General features: G+C 41.8%; 12 protein-coding genes and 1 pseudogene. 1 reads left to right on the forward strand and 12 read right to left on the reverse strand.

The genetic code is table 11. The features are described from left to right. Window positions 1–31: 31 nt before the first annotated feature. The 3 genes and pseudogenes from BTA31_RS06190 to pdxR form a co-directional block, all read right to left on the reverse strand. Window positions 32–751: a YebC/PmpR family DNA-binding transcriptional regulator gene (locus tag BTA31_RS06190; protein ID WP_043925723.1), complete on the reverse strand. Its 720-nt coding sequence runs from the start codon at window positions 749–751 to the stop codon at window positions 32–34. A 119-nt stretch (window positions 752–870) separates the two neighbouring features. Next, window positions 871–1,789: pseudogene (locus BTA31_RS23240) on the reverse strand (DMT family transporter). 104 nt (window positions 1,790–1,893) lie between these two features. Next, complete coding sequence (gene pdxR, locus BTA31_RS06210) at window positions 1,894–3,315, reverse strand: MocR-like pyridoxine biosynthesis transcription factor PdxR (protein ID WP_076789861.1); 1,422 nt, start codon at window positions 3,313–3,315, stop codon at window positions 1,894–1,896. A 138-nt stretch (window positions 3,316–3,453) separates the two neighbouring features. On the opposite strand from pdxR, the gene BTA31_RS06215 reads away from it, so the two are divergent. After that, window positions 3,454–4,341: a DMT family transporter gene (locus tag BTA31_RS06215; RefSeq protein ID WP_076789865.1), complete on the forward strand. Its 888-nt coding sequence runs from the start codon at window positions 3,454–3,456 to the stop codon at window positions 4,339–4,341. Window positions 4,342–4,539: 198 nt separating this feature from the next. Here the strand turns inward: BTA31_RS06215 and BTA31_RS06220 are convergent, their stop codons facing one another. The 9 genes from BTA31_RS06220 to BTA31_RS22835 form a co-directional block, all read right to left on the reverse strand. Further along, the gene (locus tag BTA31_RS06220) at window positions 4,540–5,460 is read right to left on the reverse strand and encodes a DUF5655 domain-containing protein (RefSeq protein WP_076790234.1); all 921 of its coding nucleotides are present in this window, start codon (window positions 5,458–5,460) and stop codon (window positions 4,540–4,542) included. Window positions 5,461–5,480: 20 nt separating this feature from the next. Beyond that, window positions 5,481–8,354 (reverse strand): AAA domain-containing protein, encoded by a 2,874-nt coding sequence (locus tag BTA31_RS06225; RefSeq protein ID WP_076789868.1) that lies wholly within the window; start codon window positions 8,352–8,354, stop codon window positions 5,481–5,483. Window positions 8,355–8,533: 179 nt separating this feature from the next. Continuing rightward, window positions 8,534–9,295: a class I SAM-dependent methyltransferase gene (locus tag BTA31_RS06230; protein ID WP_422109651.1), complete on the reverse strand. Its 762-nt coding sequence runs from the start codon at window positions 9,293–9,295 to the stop codon at window positions 8,534–8,536. Between the two features lie 159 nt (window positions 9,296–9,454). Then, window positions 9,455–9,577: a PhrK family phosphatase-inhibitory pheromone gene (locus BTA31_RS06235; protein WP_011197633.1), complete on the reverse strand. Its 123-nt coding sequence runs from the start codon at window positions 9,575–9,577 to the stop codon at window positions 9,455–9,457. Beyond that, on the reverse strand, window positions 9,574–10,686 hold the full coding sequence (locus tag BTA31_RS06240) for a Rap family tetratricopeptide repeat protein (protein ID WP_076789874.1): 1,113 nt from the start codon (window positions 10,684–10,686) through the stop codon (window positions 9,574–9,576). Before BTA31_RS06240 ends, BTA31_RS06235 begins: the two co-directional genes overlap by 4 nt. 273 nt (window positions 10,687–10,959) lie before the next feature. Next, on the reverse strand, window positions 10,960–11,808 hold the full coding sequence (locus tag BTA31_RS06245) for a PRD domain-containing protein (RefSeq protein ID WP_076789876.1): 849 nt from the start codon (window positions 11,806–11,808) through the stop codon (window positions 10,960–10,962). 29 nt (window positions 11,809–11,837) lie between these two features. Continuing rightward, a complete protein-coding gene (locus BTA31_RS06250; protein ID WP_076790239.1) occupies window positions 11,838–13,304 on the reverse strand; it encodes a glycoside hydrolase family 1 protein in 1,467 nt (488 codons plus the stop codon). 5 nt (window positions 13,305–13,309) lie between these two features. After that, window positions 13,310–15,175: a beta-glucoside-specific PTS transporter subunit IIABC gene (locus BTA31_RS06255; RefSeq protein ID WP_076789879.1), complete on the reverse strand. Its 1,866-nt coding sequence runs from the start codon at window positions 15,173–15,175 to the stop codon at window positions 13,310–13,312. A gap of 331 nt (window positions 15,176–15,506) precedes the next feature. Then, on the reverse strand, window positions 15,507–15,680 hold the full coding sequence (locus tag BTA31_RS22835; RefSeq protein WP_158039105.1) for a hypothetical protein: 174 nt from the start codon (window positions 15,678–15,680) through the stop codon (window positions 15,507–15,509). Window positions 15,681–15,794 lie beyond the last annotated feature (114 nt).

The following is a 15,794-nucleotide window of genomic DNA, read 5'->3' on the forward strand; positions in this document are numbered from 1 at the left end:
ATTCTTTCCCGATTTTTTCCGGGCCTTCTTTTTACGCCCCTAAATCGACATTATGGTAAACTTGCTGAACGTCTTCCAAATCTTCCAGCGCGTCAATCAGCTTTTCAAACTGTGCGCGCGCATCCTCTGGAAGAGCGACGTCATTTTGCGCGAGCATCGTCAGCTCGGCCACCGTGAACTCAGTGATGCCGGCGTTTTGCAGTGCCTCCTGTACGGCGTGGAACTGATCGGGCTCAGCATAGACGATCACTGCATCGTCTTCTTCTAAAATATCACGGACATCGATATCCGCTTCCATCAATAATTCGAGCGTTTCATCAGCCGTTTTGCCTTCAAAGCCGATGACGGCCGTCGGATCAAACATGTAAGCGACAGATCCGCTCACACCCATGTTTCCGCCGTTTTTGCCAAATGTGGAGCGCACATCAGCAGCCGTGCGGTTGACGTTGTTTGTCAACGCATCAACGATCACCATCGCTCCGTTCGGACCGAAACCTTCATAGCGGAGCTCGTCGTAATTTTCTTCAGAACCGCCCTTCGCTTTTTCGATCGCCCGCTCAATAATCGCTTTCGGGACATTGTATGTTTTGGCGCGCTCTAGCACGAATTTCAGGTTCTGGTTCAGTTCGGGATCGGGATCTCCCTGCTTTGCCGCCACATAGATTTCGCGGCCGAACTTGGCGTAGATTCGACTCGTATTCGCATCCTTGGACGCTTTCTTCTCTTTTATATTGTTCCATTTACGGCCCATGATGTAACCACTCTCTTTCAACATTGAATCTTTTATTCACAAAATCTATTATAACGCAGGGCCGGGCGATTTCATCAAATTGATGCATCGAATTTACGACATTTTTTTGGAAATCCGCCCTAAGACGCGAGTTTTCCGCTGCCTTTCTTCTGCTCCTTCTTCACAACTGTGACAAAGATTCCGGCAATCACAAACACGATTCCGATCAAATGAACGAATGTGAATTGCTCCTTCAAAATGACGCCTGACAGCACAACGGCCGATACGGGGAGAACCGAAGTGAAAATTCCGGAAACGCCCGCCGGCACTTTTGTCACGCCCGTTGTACCACAAGTAAAAAGCAAGCACCGTCACGATCAGCGCATAATAAAGGACATATGACCAATCAAGAAGCCCGGGCCCGCTAAAATCAAACGAGACAGCCTCAATGACCGCAAACGGCAGAAAAAACAAAAAACCGAACAACGAAACAAACGCCGAAATCGCCAATGCGGAAATATGAGGCGACAACAATTTTGCCAGCAGCGTAAACATCGCTTCGCCGATCACCGCGGCCGCGATTAACAGGTTCCCCATCAATGCATAAGAGCTCCCCGCTTGGCCGCCGGCCCCGAACAGGTTGATCGCCAGCACGCCGATAACGGCCAGCACGATGCCGGCGGCCAGTCTCTTTTCTATTTTTTCTTTTAATAAGAAGAAAGCCAAAACACCGACAGCCATCGGCGTCGTGCTCGTAATAATGCCGCTCTCCATCCCCGTCGTCAGCTTAACCCCGTAAAGCATGCAGACGCTGAACAGAAAAACACCCGTAAAAGACTGCAGCAAAAGAACAAAAACATCCTTTTTCGAAAGAGCGGGAAAGCCTTTCTCAATCCAAAAAAGCAAGATCATTAAAACGGCAGCCGCGATAAAAAAACGAATGCCCGACGACAAAAACACCGGAATCGTCTTCACCATCAGCTTGCCGACAACAACCGAACTCCCGACGATCGCCATGGCAAGAGCTAAAGAAAAATAAACTGAAATTGGGTTCCGCATGAGGTTTCTCCTGTTATGATGTATTTAAAATCCTTTTTAAGTTTAACAAAAATAAGGTAAAATTTATTTATTTTGGAATGATTTTTTCATTCAATACATTCACATCAACCAGACAGCATTTTAATCAGTCCGCTTAATTGCGTAATCCCTTTCTTCAGGTCTTCACAGGAAGCAAATGCATATGACAGTCTCATGTAATTGCCCCTTTCCTGCCCGTATATGGCCCCAGAATTAAAGAGAATTCCTTTTGAAAGTGCTTTGGCATAAAGAGTTTTCATCGATACCGGCGGCATAATCTTCAGCCAAATAAAGAAGCCGCCTGCTGGAACGCTCCATTCCGCGAGTCCTTCCAACTCTGTTTCTAACACATGCAACACAAAGTTTCTTCTTATTTTCAGCTGTTCTCTGACGTTTTCCAAATGTTTCTGATAATACCCAGATGTCAGCCATTCGGCTGCCACTCTCTGGGACAGTGAACTCGAGCCGTAGTCCGTCTGCATTTTAATATCTGATAAACGTTCAATGACCGGCTCCGGGCCGACGATCCAGCCGATTCTTAATCCCGGGCTCAACGTTTTCGAAAAACTGCCAATATATAAGACGCGGCCGTTTTTGTCCATCGCTTTCATTGGAGCAGGTGGCGGGGCATCAATCCATAATTCGCGGTATATATCATCTTCAATGATAGGCAGGTGCTGTTGTTCGCTGAAAGCCAGAATCTCTTCCCTCCGCTTTTTGGACATTAACACTCCGGTCGGATTTTGAAAACAAGGATTGGTGTACAAAATCGCTCTCGTCCGCATGTTTGGCGTCATCTTGATGCTTTCTGGCATGAGGCCTTCTTCATCCATTTGCAATCCGGCCATCCTCATTCCCGCAGATTGAAAGACATGCAGCGAATAAAGGTAAGACGGCTGATCAAGAAAAACGGTTGATCCGCTTTGCAAAAGCCCCATTGCGATTAACTGCAATACTTGCAGCGCGCCGGAAACAATTAAGATGGAAGACGGGGAAGCGTGGATGCCGACCGTTTGTAAATAGCTGCTCAACGCCTCTCTTAAAGGAAGATAGCCTTTCGGCTCCTCATATCCAAAGGCATCCATGTTATGAGCAACCTTCTCCATCATCCCCTTCATAATGTCCAGCGGAAACAATTCATTTGAAAGCTCGCCTTTGCTGAGCTGTATCAATGTTGAATTCGATTCAGATTGATTAATCTCCTGAACCGTTTTCCGGCTGGGCTGCTGGAATCCGGCTGCTACGTATTTATCCCAATCAGGGGTCGAATGTTTGGCCAACAATGTCCATGTATTGTTTATAACGATCGTGCCTTTCCCCATTCTGCCTTCTATTAATCCATCTGCTATTAATTCTTCCAAGGCTGTAATCACCGTGCTTCTATTCACACCGAAATGTTTGGCCAATGAACGCTGACTCGGAATTTTGGTGCCGATCGGCCATTCTCCATTTGCAATCTTCTCTTTTATAAATTGAATGATTTGTTTGTATTTTGGGACGCGGGGCATAAATGGATCTCCTTTTATCGATAAGTGGTTGGCTTTATATTCTCAAAACTGGTTGAAGCCATTTTACCAAACGTCTATTAAGATGGATACACACATTTAAACCGGTTGGTTTTTTTGAAAAAGGAGATTGAGAAATTTATGCAAGATAAGAGGACGTACATCATGTTGTCATACTGCCTGATGATCGGCTTTTGGGCTTCGGCTTTTCCGGGGATTCGAGTGGGGCTGGAAGACTATACGCCTCAGCATCTCACACTGCTTCGTCTGCTGTCAGGTTCTTCGGCTTTAATATTGCTGGCAGCTGCCGTTCGGATGCGCCTGCCGGAAGCAAAGGACATCCCTATCATTTTGCTGCTCGGTATTTTAGGTTTTTCCGCTTACCACACATTGCTCAATTTAGGCGAGGAAACGGTCAGCGCCGGAGTAGCAAGTCTCCTGGTCACGACAACGCCTATTTTTTCAGCATTGTTAGCGAGGCTGTTTTTCGCAGAACGATTTGGTGCAGCGAAATGGATCGGATCAGGGATCAGCTTTTTAGGCGTCATGCTTATTTCACTCGGCGCCGGAAACTTTGAAAACACGGCGGCTGGGATGTTGTTCATTTTACTGGCCGCGATATGTGAGAGCATCTATTTCGTTTTTCAAGAGCGCTACATTCAAAAATACGGTTTTATCCCTTTTGTTTCTTACGCGATTTGGGGAGGAACCATCCCAATGCTGTTCTTTTTACCCGGGCTATTCGAAGAGCTTTGTCATGCTTCCATTCAATCTACTTCAAGTGTCGTTTATTTAGGATTGCTCCCTACAGTTGTCCCATATTTTGCGCTTGCTTATATCACCTCACACAGAGGATCTTCAGAAGCTGCGGTTTCGCTTTATTTAACGCCAGCTGCAACACTTTTCATATCATGGGTATGGATAGGCGAAGTTCCCGCTTTTCTATCACTGGCCGGGGGAATCATAACGATAGGCGGCGTACTCTATACATACAGGAAAACGAAAAATACCATTTGCAAACTCGAATAATTTATTTCTGCTTATCTCCCAAAAAACTAGAAAGGATGTCCGGACTCGGGGCATCCTTTTTCAATGGAATGGGCGTCGCTTGCGAAAACGAAAATTTCCCAATGGATGCTGGAATCTCGTTTCATCTTTTAATCGATCAGTTGTCAGGCAAAGATTGGTTTCACATTAGAAAAGAGCCTTTTTATATGGAAAAGGCTCTTAAACTTTATTTTTCTCATAAACTTGTTTAACCAAATCAACGATATATTCGATATGTTTTTCATCATTGATTTGAATTTCATAATCACCGTTCCCCCAGTGGCCGGTGTTTGCGACATCCCTAAATAAATCCATGGGATCATCTAGCTCGCCTATTTTGGCATTTATCCAAATTTTTAAGCCCTTTTTTAAGAGAAGAACGTCTACCATGTTACGCTTATGAACAGTAAATGCGATATACAGCTTTGTTGCTTTGACAGATATGTTGTCACCTACATTTAAAATCTCTTCTTTTAACTGCTGATATAGACCAATTACCTCATCAGGTTTGCAGACTAGATGATCTTCTTCTGTGAAAACTTTGATTTCCCTGTTCACTTGTTCAATTGCTTCACTTTGATTCGAAATTGTGTTTATCGACCCCGATACCCCATTTGGTCTAATAGGATTCATTTGTATCAGGTCATTTTCATACCTTTTGATTTCCCACAATTCCATCGGCAAATCTCTAAAATTAATGGATTCCTTTTGGTGTGTAGTAAACTCAGGCGAAATAAAGATGACCCTTGATTGTGACCAATCGACACTGTTCCTTTTTAAAAGCTTCTCTTGATTTTCATTATGTTCAAGAATAAAGTCAGCTTTATTATTAAGCATGATGGACAGATAAGCATAGCCTTGATCTATTACACTTGAATGTTTCTTGTTTTTATATTCAATAATAACAAAAGATTGCGTCTGGTCATCAAATGCTAGCGTATCAATCCGAAATCCGGCGACTCGAAACTCAGAGGCAATGAATTTGAGGCCTAATAATTGCTTTAAATTTTTTTCACATAGGTGCTGTATGTCTTTTTCTTTCTCAAACGGTATTTCCCGGATTTCTTTCATATCTTGATGGTGTAGTTGAAAGAGATTCATGGCTGCGCTCCTTACCTTCATTAAGAATGAACAACGTCATTTTCTAAAAGCATCCTCTTCAACAATCCGCTCGGTTTATTCGCGCTGTCTGATAAACAATTCATATCACCCATGACAAGGAAGCTGTCCTTTGCCCTTGAAACCGCGACGTTTAGAAGGCTTTTATTGGCGTCTATGAAAAAGCAGCCGTCATTTTTCCCGTACACCGTCGACATGATGATGACCTTTCTTTCGCCGCCTTGAAAGGTATGGACGGTTCCTACGTCGATAAACGGTTTAACATCGGGTGATAGCGCACGCTTGATGATACCGACTTGCATTTTAAAAGGGGTGATGATGCCAATGAGACTTTTTGGATCATCTTCATGATAAGCATTTCGGATGTTGTAGAAATGCTCATTAATCCACGCGGCGATCGCCCTTGCCTCTATTTCATTATATCGGCTGCCCGCTTTTTTGCTTGACTGGTATGAGTCAACCTGTATATGACCAAGAGGTGGAATCGATAATTGAACAAGCGGGTTTTTCTTATCGTTTGCCGCTTTACCTCTCATTGGCTCAAGTTTCCCTCTGTACACCAGACTGTTGCAGTACTCGATAATTTCATTGTAACAGCGTCTATGTTCGCTCAAAAACAAACCGCGTTGCTGATATTTTTCATATTTGCAGCTTTTGCACGCTACCCTCATCACACTAGACTCTGACGTATTCAAGCCGAGTTCGCGAAGCTTTTCAAACTGTTCGATCGAAGTGATGACATTATTTGAAAGCGCCAATGACATATCCAATGTTTCATTGATATTCCACACAGGTTCAATCTGATAGACATCTCCGACAACAACTGCCCGTTTCGCAAGCGAAAATGAACATGCCGCAATCTCAGGAGTCACCTGTCCAGCTTCATCTACGATTAGTAAATCAATATAATTGTAGAGAAAATGCTCTTTCCCATTATTATAGGCCAGCAGCATCCGCGGAAGCTGATAAAAAGTCATCACAAAACAAGGGGTCAACATGCTTAAGTTTGTATAAAACTGATTTAACACATTATCGAAATTTGTGCCTCTTTGTTTTTCCGACAGTCTTTTCTCTAAAAGCCATCTGCACTCATAGTAATGAACTGCTAGCCAAAAAGAGGCGTATTTTATGGTTGTATCTAAAAATTCATTCGCCTTATCTAAAGAAGAAAATGAACCAGGATATTTCTCAACAATGTTCAGTGATATAAGTTCCTCCATTAATTGCTTATATTTTGTGTTCAATTTGCTGACTTGTTGATATGTCGCATCGACCTGCTTTATTTTTTCTCTCGTCTCTTTTGCTTTTTCGCTATACAGAAAGAGAATTTTATCAAGATTCATTGACTCATCAATAAATTCTTCATCCGGCTGAATAAAATATCTGACATGACTGACTAATTTGCTCTTGAAGAACGGCAGAAACTTGAATAAGCGAACAAAGAACGGCAAGTTTGAAAAGTGCGTCTGCCACTCTTTTATTCTTTGTTGTATCGATTGAAACGTGCCTTCCCACTCGCTTTTTTCCTTGGCCAGTTGAGTCATATATGTATCTAAAGAAACACCCTTTGGAGCCATTTGATCATATTCAAAGAATAGGGATAAAACCTTTTGTCTAATTTCTTCAATCGCTGTTAGCCGATTTGAAATCGTTTGCTCACATTGCTTAATATCAGTATGGCTTGTTGCAAAATATCGACTGCATTCTTTGAGCATCTTTTCGGTGGATCGCTCAATGTTCTCGTTACTTTCAACTTCATCAAAAAAGTTTTCTCCCCGAGAGTTCGTATATTGAAACCCTTTTTCTTTTGCCTCTTTCTCCTTACTGCCAGACGGAAAATAAACAGCAAAGCTGTCGACTCCTTCGATCCATCGCTGCTCTAAATGACTGTTTTCCCATTTTGGTTTAATCTTTCCGAATGATTCAATAATATTGGTTACTGCCTGATTGTTTGTTGATGAAGCGACAATAACAGGAGGCTCATCCTTTTTTAATGCTCGTTCGACATAAAGATTGGCAACGAGCGACTGCAATAACGTCGTTTTCCCCGTACCCGGCGGACCGTTGACCGCAAGAATTTCTCCCTCTTCCATATTATTAAAATGGTTCAGACACTCCCTTTGCGAAGGCGACAAAGGATATTCCCCGCCCATTTGTCCGACATGCTTCTGCATTTCTAACATCCCGTTTGGGATAAGCGGCGATAAAGAAGTGAATTTTTGGTTGATAAAATTTTGATAAAGCTGCAGATGATTCGGCTGGCTGGATAAGAGGTGATCATATAACTTTAATATATTTCTGGTTGCATTGATGGAATCATCCTTAATGATATAAACGTTTTTCTCTAATTCTATTTCTTTAATTGTATTTGAAGTTATTTCGGTTTCTGTAACGGTCTCATACATATCTTTTGCAAACTCAAAATAGCTTTTCCAAGTGAGGTTGCTTTCCAACCTCTGATAATTGTTGCTCATATATTCATCAAAGTCATTGACATAGCCGATCGCAAGCTCTTCGTCAATGATTGGATGAAGATGCTCTCTCGGAATCCATGGATATTTGTCTTCTGATGGCAACAACATACCATTGGCAGTCAAAACTGCCGGGATATAAAGAATTCCGGTCATATCTTCAATATTTGTCTCAACCCTTTGCTGCGCGTCGAATTTCGTCTTGATCGTCTTTGCCACAACGATAACTTCGAGTTTTCCGGAGACATTTTTGTGGTCTGAAAGTACCGCGTAGTACTTACTGTCTATCTTTCCTTGTATAAGGCTATTCAAATCTGAAATCATAAAACGACTGTTTTTAAAATTAATTTTTAGTTTCGCAGCGACACTATCGCGAAAATACTTGGTTACAGTTTGGGGTGCCATCGCTTTTCCTCCTGATGTATGAAAAAAACATGATACTGGTAATAACATTAAGTAGTAACAATTATATCCTAAATTAACATATGGATAAATAACTGGTTTTACAAAAATATAGGAAAATGAAAAAGGATGTCACCATATAATATGAGACATCCTTCTTAGGCACAATCTTTGATCAAACTCTAAACTGATTCCGCTAAAATGATAAACCGGTACTGTGTGACGTCAAAATAACCCTTTTCTTCAATCATTTTATGAATCTCGTACAATTCATCCTTGTATTGATTCACTTCAAAACCGGGCACCTGCCAGGGAATGGCTTTCAAGTAATAGACCAGAGCCCCAATATCATAAAACCTTTGAGTCGGACACTCTTCCCTGCTTTTTAAAATCTTAAAATCATGCTTTTCTATTTCTTTTAACGCTTTTTTCAAGTTCCAGTCCTTAAATTCTTCATTTAGCGGCGCACCGAGTTTTTCATTGATTTCTTTGCAATCATGCCCGCCGACTTGCTGAGTGAGAAACAGTCCTCCTTTTGAAAGGATTCTCCTCACCTCTTGTGCTGAATATGACTCGTGTTTATTGATGACCAGGTCAAAATGGCCGGATTCAAATGGAAGATCTTCATCATCATCAATTTGCACGACCTGAACCCCTAAAGGCGTCAAACGTTCCTTGGCGACCGGCACATTAGGCAAATAACATTCAGTAGCGTATGCTGACGAAGGAAACGGCCCCAATTTCGATAAAAACTCTCCGCCGCCTGTCCCCATATCGAGCATGGATTTGGAATCTTGAATAAGAGACAGAGCCATACTTCCGTATGACCATGAAAGCAGGTCGCTTTTCATTCTTCCTGTATCTTCAATGAAAGAAAAATCCCAGCCGCTGAAAGGCTCGTCTGCATGTTTTAAAAATGAAAGAAATGTTTTGTCATTCATGATATTCCCCTCCAATTTTTTGTTTAAATATGTTTTAAACGATTGGAGGGCCTCTCGCGAATATGGAAGGTTTTTATATTTCATGCTCTTGCAGATTCACTGTAATCGCACCCCATTTCATGGCTTTAAAAAAGAAGCCCTGTAAAAGGACTTCAGCGAACATTAACCCCCTACCGGCAGCTCCGCTGTTTGAACGCCGCCTGACGCCTGATTGTGGCTTTGGGATAAAGCAGCTCCGCCTAAGACCATAGCAGTTAACGATAAGCAAAGAATCAATTTTTTCATGATAATACCTCACTCCCTAATGATCTCATTTTGTTTTCGGCTTTCATAAATATTTTAACAAATTCCAGCGCTTTCTTGTCATCTCCTTTTTTCTCGAAATAGCTTGAGATGAGCAGAGAAAGGTCGCAAACACCGTCTAAATCATTCATCTCGTCCAAGGCATGGATGTCGTCTTTGATGCTTTTTACGTTTTCATGGCAATACAGCTCATACATAATATTTATTTTCTTTTCATAATGCTTATTCCCGTTTTTCTCTAATTCCTCCTGTCCTTTTTTATAATAGAACAGGGCCGCTTCTGTTTCGCCGATTTTGAAAAACTCTCTGATCAGCATGTAAAGCGAGTTGATATAGTAGCTTGACTCGCACCATTCGGCGTTGCTTAAAGCATGCTGGACGGCGAGAATGCATTCCTGAGACCGGCCGGAATTGGAATATAGAATGCTGATATTGTGGTGAAGCATCGCCTCTAAAAATGAATCGTCAATCTTTTTGGAAATTTCGATCGATTCTTCAAAGTACTTCTCCGCATCTTTAAAGCGCTGCATCTGCATGTAATTTGTCCCCATTACAACCTGGGAAATCGCCAGCTTTTTTTCGTACCCGTCATGCATTTTGTAAATATTCATCGCGTCTCTCGCATAATTGAGAGAAACCGCATTTTGCCGAAGAGACATATACAGCCAGGACACTTTAAAATAAAACTCGGCCGCTTCGATCTGATCGGGCACCTTCGCCAGTTTTTTCTCGGCAACCTTGTACAGGCTGATCGCCCGCTCAACATTCTTGTTGTACGCTTCATGCATCGCCTCAAAAAAGTAGAAATAGTAATCGATCATATGATCCGTCTGCTCGATGCACTCGATTTGCGAATCATTAAAGTAAGACTCCCGCGGCAGCCGCTTTCCCCTCGCATCATAAAGCATCATCCGGTACCGCTCCTCAAGAAGCGAAAAATAAGCCAGCACATTCTGATCCTCTTCCATCTCGGAAAACATCGACTTCGCCTCATCAAAAAGACTTTTCGCCTGCTCAGTATCGTGCTTTTTAATGGCCAAATGGAATTCGTTCAACACCCCCGCAACCACTTCTGAAGCGACCTTGCTCATGCCGAACCCCCTCTTTCTCTTTAAGATTGTTCTCTATCTGTAAAATGATCTTATCACATGTGTAAATTTTTGTAATGACCTTTTGTCAATTAGTGATATGTTTTTGTCAACAATTCGATATGAGACCTTTCTCGAATGAAAAAAAGCCTTTTGTTGTCAATTTTATCTGTTGGTATAGATCAACAACTCATCTTGCCTATAAACTAAAAACGCTCCTTCTTTTTCAAAAACAAGAAACCACTCGCCTTTCCACAAAGGCAAGTGGTTCTTCATTTATTTTAATTGTTGATAAGAAATCAATCGATGAATATGAACAGCCAAGTAAGTCAGTTCATCATTCGGAATGACGTTTCCGTGTACCTGCTTGATATAATCCTTAATTTTGAAAGCTACATCCATTGCTTGCGGATATAAATTAGCAATTTGCTCAAACAATTCATTCTCCTGATCTGCCAGCAATTTATCAGCGTAAAATCTTTCAACGAAAAATTTAACGTGTGTGATAAATCGGCTGTAATGGATATTTTCTTGATCTAATTTCATGTTTAATGTGTAACGGACAAGGTTGACAATACTCCCGATCATTTTTGCATATTTCATTCCATTTTTTGATTCTGTCTCTTCACCTAATGCATTAATTAAGTGGAACGCAATATTTGCCGCTTCCTCTTTCGGTAATTTGATCCCGAGTGTTTCATTGATGAGCTGCAGCGCATAATTCCCTGCCTCAAACTCTTCTGTATAGTAGTTTTTAATTTCCCAGTAGACGCGATTTGTAATATTGATGTTCTTTTTATAACGCTCTACTGCAAAATTCAAGTGATCCATTAATGTGAAGTATACACCGGAATTTAGCTTTGTTTTTAATTTTTCTTCTGCATAATGAACAATTTGCTGTGTCAATTCAATAAATTCTTGCGGTATTGAATCCAACAGTTTGAGAAATTCCTTTGCCTTCATATTGTCTACTGGCATAAACACTTGATCAGCCTGTTTTTCTTCAATCCTATTCCCAGGTTTTCGTCCGTAACCGATGCCCCTGCCGCATAAAACCATCTCCTGTTGGTTCTGATCTACAGCCAGTACCACACTCGAGTTTAAAACCTTTTTTATTTTAAACATCGCCATCACCTTTTCATGAATGCGGTTTTTTAGTCTAATACTTCTCCATTTGACTCGATCACTTTCTTATACCAATAGAATGAATCTTTACGTGAGCGCTTCAATGTCCCGTTGCCATCGTCATCTTGATCAACATGGATAAATCCATATCGTTTGGACATTTGAGATGTTCCCGCACTAATAATGTCAATCGATCCCCAGCTGGTATATCCAAAGAGATCAACACCTTCTTCAATGGCTTCTTTCATCTGCCGGAAATGCTCTCTGAAATAGTTTATACGATAATCGTCATGGATCGATCCATCGCTTTCAACAACATCTTTCGCACCCATGCCGTTCTCCACAATCATGAGAGGTTTTTGATAGCGGTCATACAATTCAATGAGCGAAATCTTTAAGCCGACCGGATCGATTTGCCAACCCCAATCTGTTGCAGGCAAATATGGGTTTTTCACACCGCGAATCGTGTTGCCATCTGTTTTTTCCAGCCCTTCCTGTGCAGATTCTGTCAGGGACATATAGTAACTAAATGAAATGAAGTCTACCGTATGTTCTTTCAATATGGCAAGATCGTCCGCTTCCATCTTAATATTGATATTTTTTCGTTCCAGCATGCGTTTGATCAATGGCGGATATTCGCCAAACACTTGAACATCTGCATAGAAATAGTTATCGAGGTTTTGCTTCAGTGCGCGTTCAACATCATTCGGATGACAAGTGTGCGGGTAAGTCGTAAGTTTTGTTAACATACATCCCACCTGACTGCCTGGAATAATGCGATGACAATCTGCAGTCACAAGAGCGGATGCCACAAATTGATGGTGCAATGCTTGATAAACGGTTTCTTCTACCTTCCCCTCTGGACAGCGATCAGGAATGATGCCCGCTGTAATGAAAGAATGACGGTGTATACTGTCAATTTCATTAAAGGTAAGCCAATATTTCACAACATCTTTATACCGTTCAAAACACACATTGGCGAACTTCACAAAGAGGTCGATCACTTTTCTTTCAACCCATCCGTTATATTTCAAACTAAGTGCTAATGGCATTTCATAATGTGACAGCGTCACGATCGGTTCAATGTTATGTTTTTTCATTTCTTGAAACAGACGATCATAAAACTGAAGGCCTTTCTCGTTCGGCTCAGCTTCTTCTCCTGTCGGGAAAATTCGGCTCCATGCAATCGATATACGCAATGTTTTAAAACCCATTTCTGCAAAGAGAGCCAAATCTTCTTTATAGTGATGATAAAAGTCAATCCCTCTGCGCTTCGGATATTTTTTTACGTCCGGGTCCTTCATTGCACGTTCAATGTTTTCAGAAGAAACAGCAAGGTGTCCTTCGTAATCTTCTACACTCAAATTCGAACGGTACATGGCAATATCTGCAACAGACGGTCCTTTTCCATCAACATTCCAAGCTCCTTCTGCCTGGTTTGCGGCAATCGCACCGCCCCATAAAAAATCTTTCGGAAATCCTTTAGTCTTTGTCATCATAATTACCCTCCTATTTGTGTGACAACCATCAACGTATCTTGACGATTGACCTCTTTTAATTGCGTTACTTTTATATCATATTGATCCGTATTCGTAATAACTGCTAGTGTAACTGGATCATAACCTGCCTCTTTAATTTTTTCTAGGTCAAATTGAATGAGCAGATCACCTGCTTTGACTTTGTCTCCTGCTTGAACCAAAGGTTTAAAGAACTTGCCCTCTAGCTGAACGGTGTCGATCCCAATATGGAAAAGAACCTCAACTCCGTTTGCTGTTTTCATACCGAGCGCATGGTTTGTTTCAAAGAGAAGGGAAACCTCGCCATCTACCGGTGCATATAGCTCACCCTTTGAAGGAATAATGGCAATTCCTTCCCCCATTACCTTTGAAGAAAATATGTCATCTTCTACATCAGATAGTGAAATCATTTGACCGATGACTGGACTTTTGAATGTCTCATCTGCGCCAAGTTTTTCAGCGAAAGCACCTGGCTCTGCTTCTTTTTCCGTTTCTTCTGTCTTTCGATCCTTTCCTAAAATAAAGGCAGCAACAAACGCAACAACAAATGAGATGGCAAAACCAATCACTGCAAACATGAAGTTGCGTGGAAGATCGTCAGATATAAACATCGACATACTTGCAAGACCAGGTCCAACAAGAACAAACGCTTGAAGTCCGACAAGCCCAATGAAGATACCGCCGATGAAAGAACCGATCATGACACTGCCAAGCACACGTTTATTTTGCAGTGTCACCCCGTATAATGCCGGTTCGGTAATGCCAAAAAATGCGGAAATCCCTGCAGAAATGGCAGTTGAACGAAGCACTTTATCTTTTGTGCGAAGGGCAACTGCGAAACACGCCCCACTTTCAGCGATATTATGTGCAAGTGATGCAGGCAAGTAAAGTGCTTCTTTTCCGAGATTGCCCATTGTTGTTACAGCGTATGGCACCATCGCTTTGTGCATCCCTGATGCCACCATAAATGGAAGGACTGCTGCCAGGATCGCAACCGCAACCCAGCCTACTTTGTCAAACATAGCAAGGATGAGCGCTGTGAAGCCTTGCCCTGCTGTAAAACCGATTGGTCCCAGCAGCAGGAGAGTGATCGGAACTGTAATAACCAAAGACATCATCGGTACGAAGAAGATACGAATGGGTTTTGGTGAAATGCGAGTAAACCATTTTTCCACCTGTGCATACAACAGGACAGATAAAATCGCCGGAAACACCTGATAGGCATACGCAATATTTTTCAAATCAAATGAAAATAATTGAGCGCCTTCTGTCAGCATAGCCGTCATGTTTGGCAGAATAAGAGCCCCGACTGCCGATAATGCAACAAGCGGATTCACTTTTAGTTTATTGGCTGTCGTCACGGCGACTAGCAATGGCAAAAAGTAAAGCGGCGCATCGCCAACCATATTTAAAATCTGATACGTTTGCCCTTTGGCATCCATTAATCCGAATAACGAGAAGAGGAGGAGAAACGATTTTAAAATCCCTCCACCCGCAATGGCTGGAACAAGCGGTTGAAAAACACCAACAATGAAGTCTAATAGTACAGTCCCCACTTTTCGCTTTTCCTTCGGCTGATGGGTAGACCCATTTTGTCCAGAAAGTGCTCCGCCGAGAAGGCCGGTCAATTCCTCATAGACTTCGATGACATCGTTTCCAATCACAACCTGGCATTGGCCCGACATACGGACAGCGATGACACCTGGTGTTTTCTCAAGCGCCGGCACATTCGCCTTGTTTTGATCAATCAATGTAAAACGGAGTCGTGTCGAACAATGCTCCAAATGGGCAATATTCTCTTTACCGCCTACATGCTGCAATACGTCTCTTGCTGTTTGTGTATAATTCACTGTTTCTCCCCCTTTTCTGAAACATGAGACCTATATTTAGGCAATAAAAAAAGGACCTAAACCGACAAATTAAAGAATTTATCGGTTTTAGATCCTGCCTGCATGACCAGTCACATGTCTAATTTATCAATATTGGATTTGATTAAAGTATATATCGGTTTTATGAAAGCGTCAACATTTATTTTATTTTTCTTAAAAAAGTAAATTTCTTGGTCGAATGGCCTGCAATTTATTCTCAACAGCTATCATAAACATCTTCAAGACCCGCAAATCGTGCGCAAAGGCTCCAGGGTTACAGACACATAAACTACACGCTTCGGCTTTATCTCAATCATCGTCCGCAGCAAAGCCTCATCGCACCGCTCCTCAAGTAGCGAGAAGTAGTTTCTAATTTTCTTCCAACTCGAAAAACATTGACTTCGTCTGTCCAATATTTATGCTTTTTAGTTGCCAAATGGAATTCGTTCAACACCCCCGCAACCACTTCTGAAGCGACCTTGTTCATGCCGAACCCCCTTTTTTTCTTTAAGATTGTTATCTATCTTAAAATGCTCTTATTATATTTGTGAATTTTGGTAATGATCTTTTGTCAATTAGGGTTAATCATCAAAAAGCCTTG

It is taken from the genome of Bacillus haynesii (assembly GCF_001969855.1).
GTDB lineage: Bacteria > Bacillota > Bacilli > Bacillales > Bacillaceae > Bacillus > Bacillus haynesii.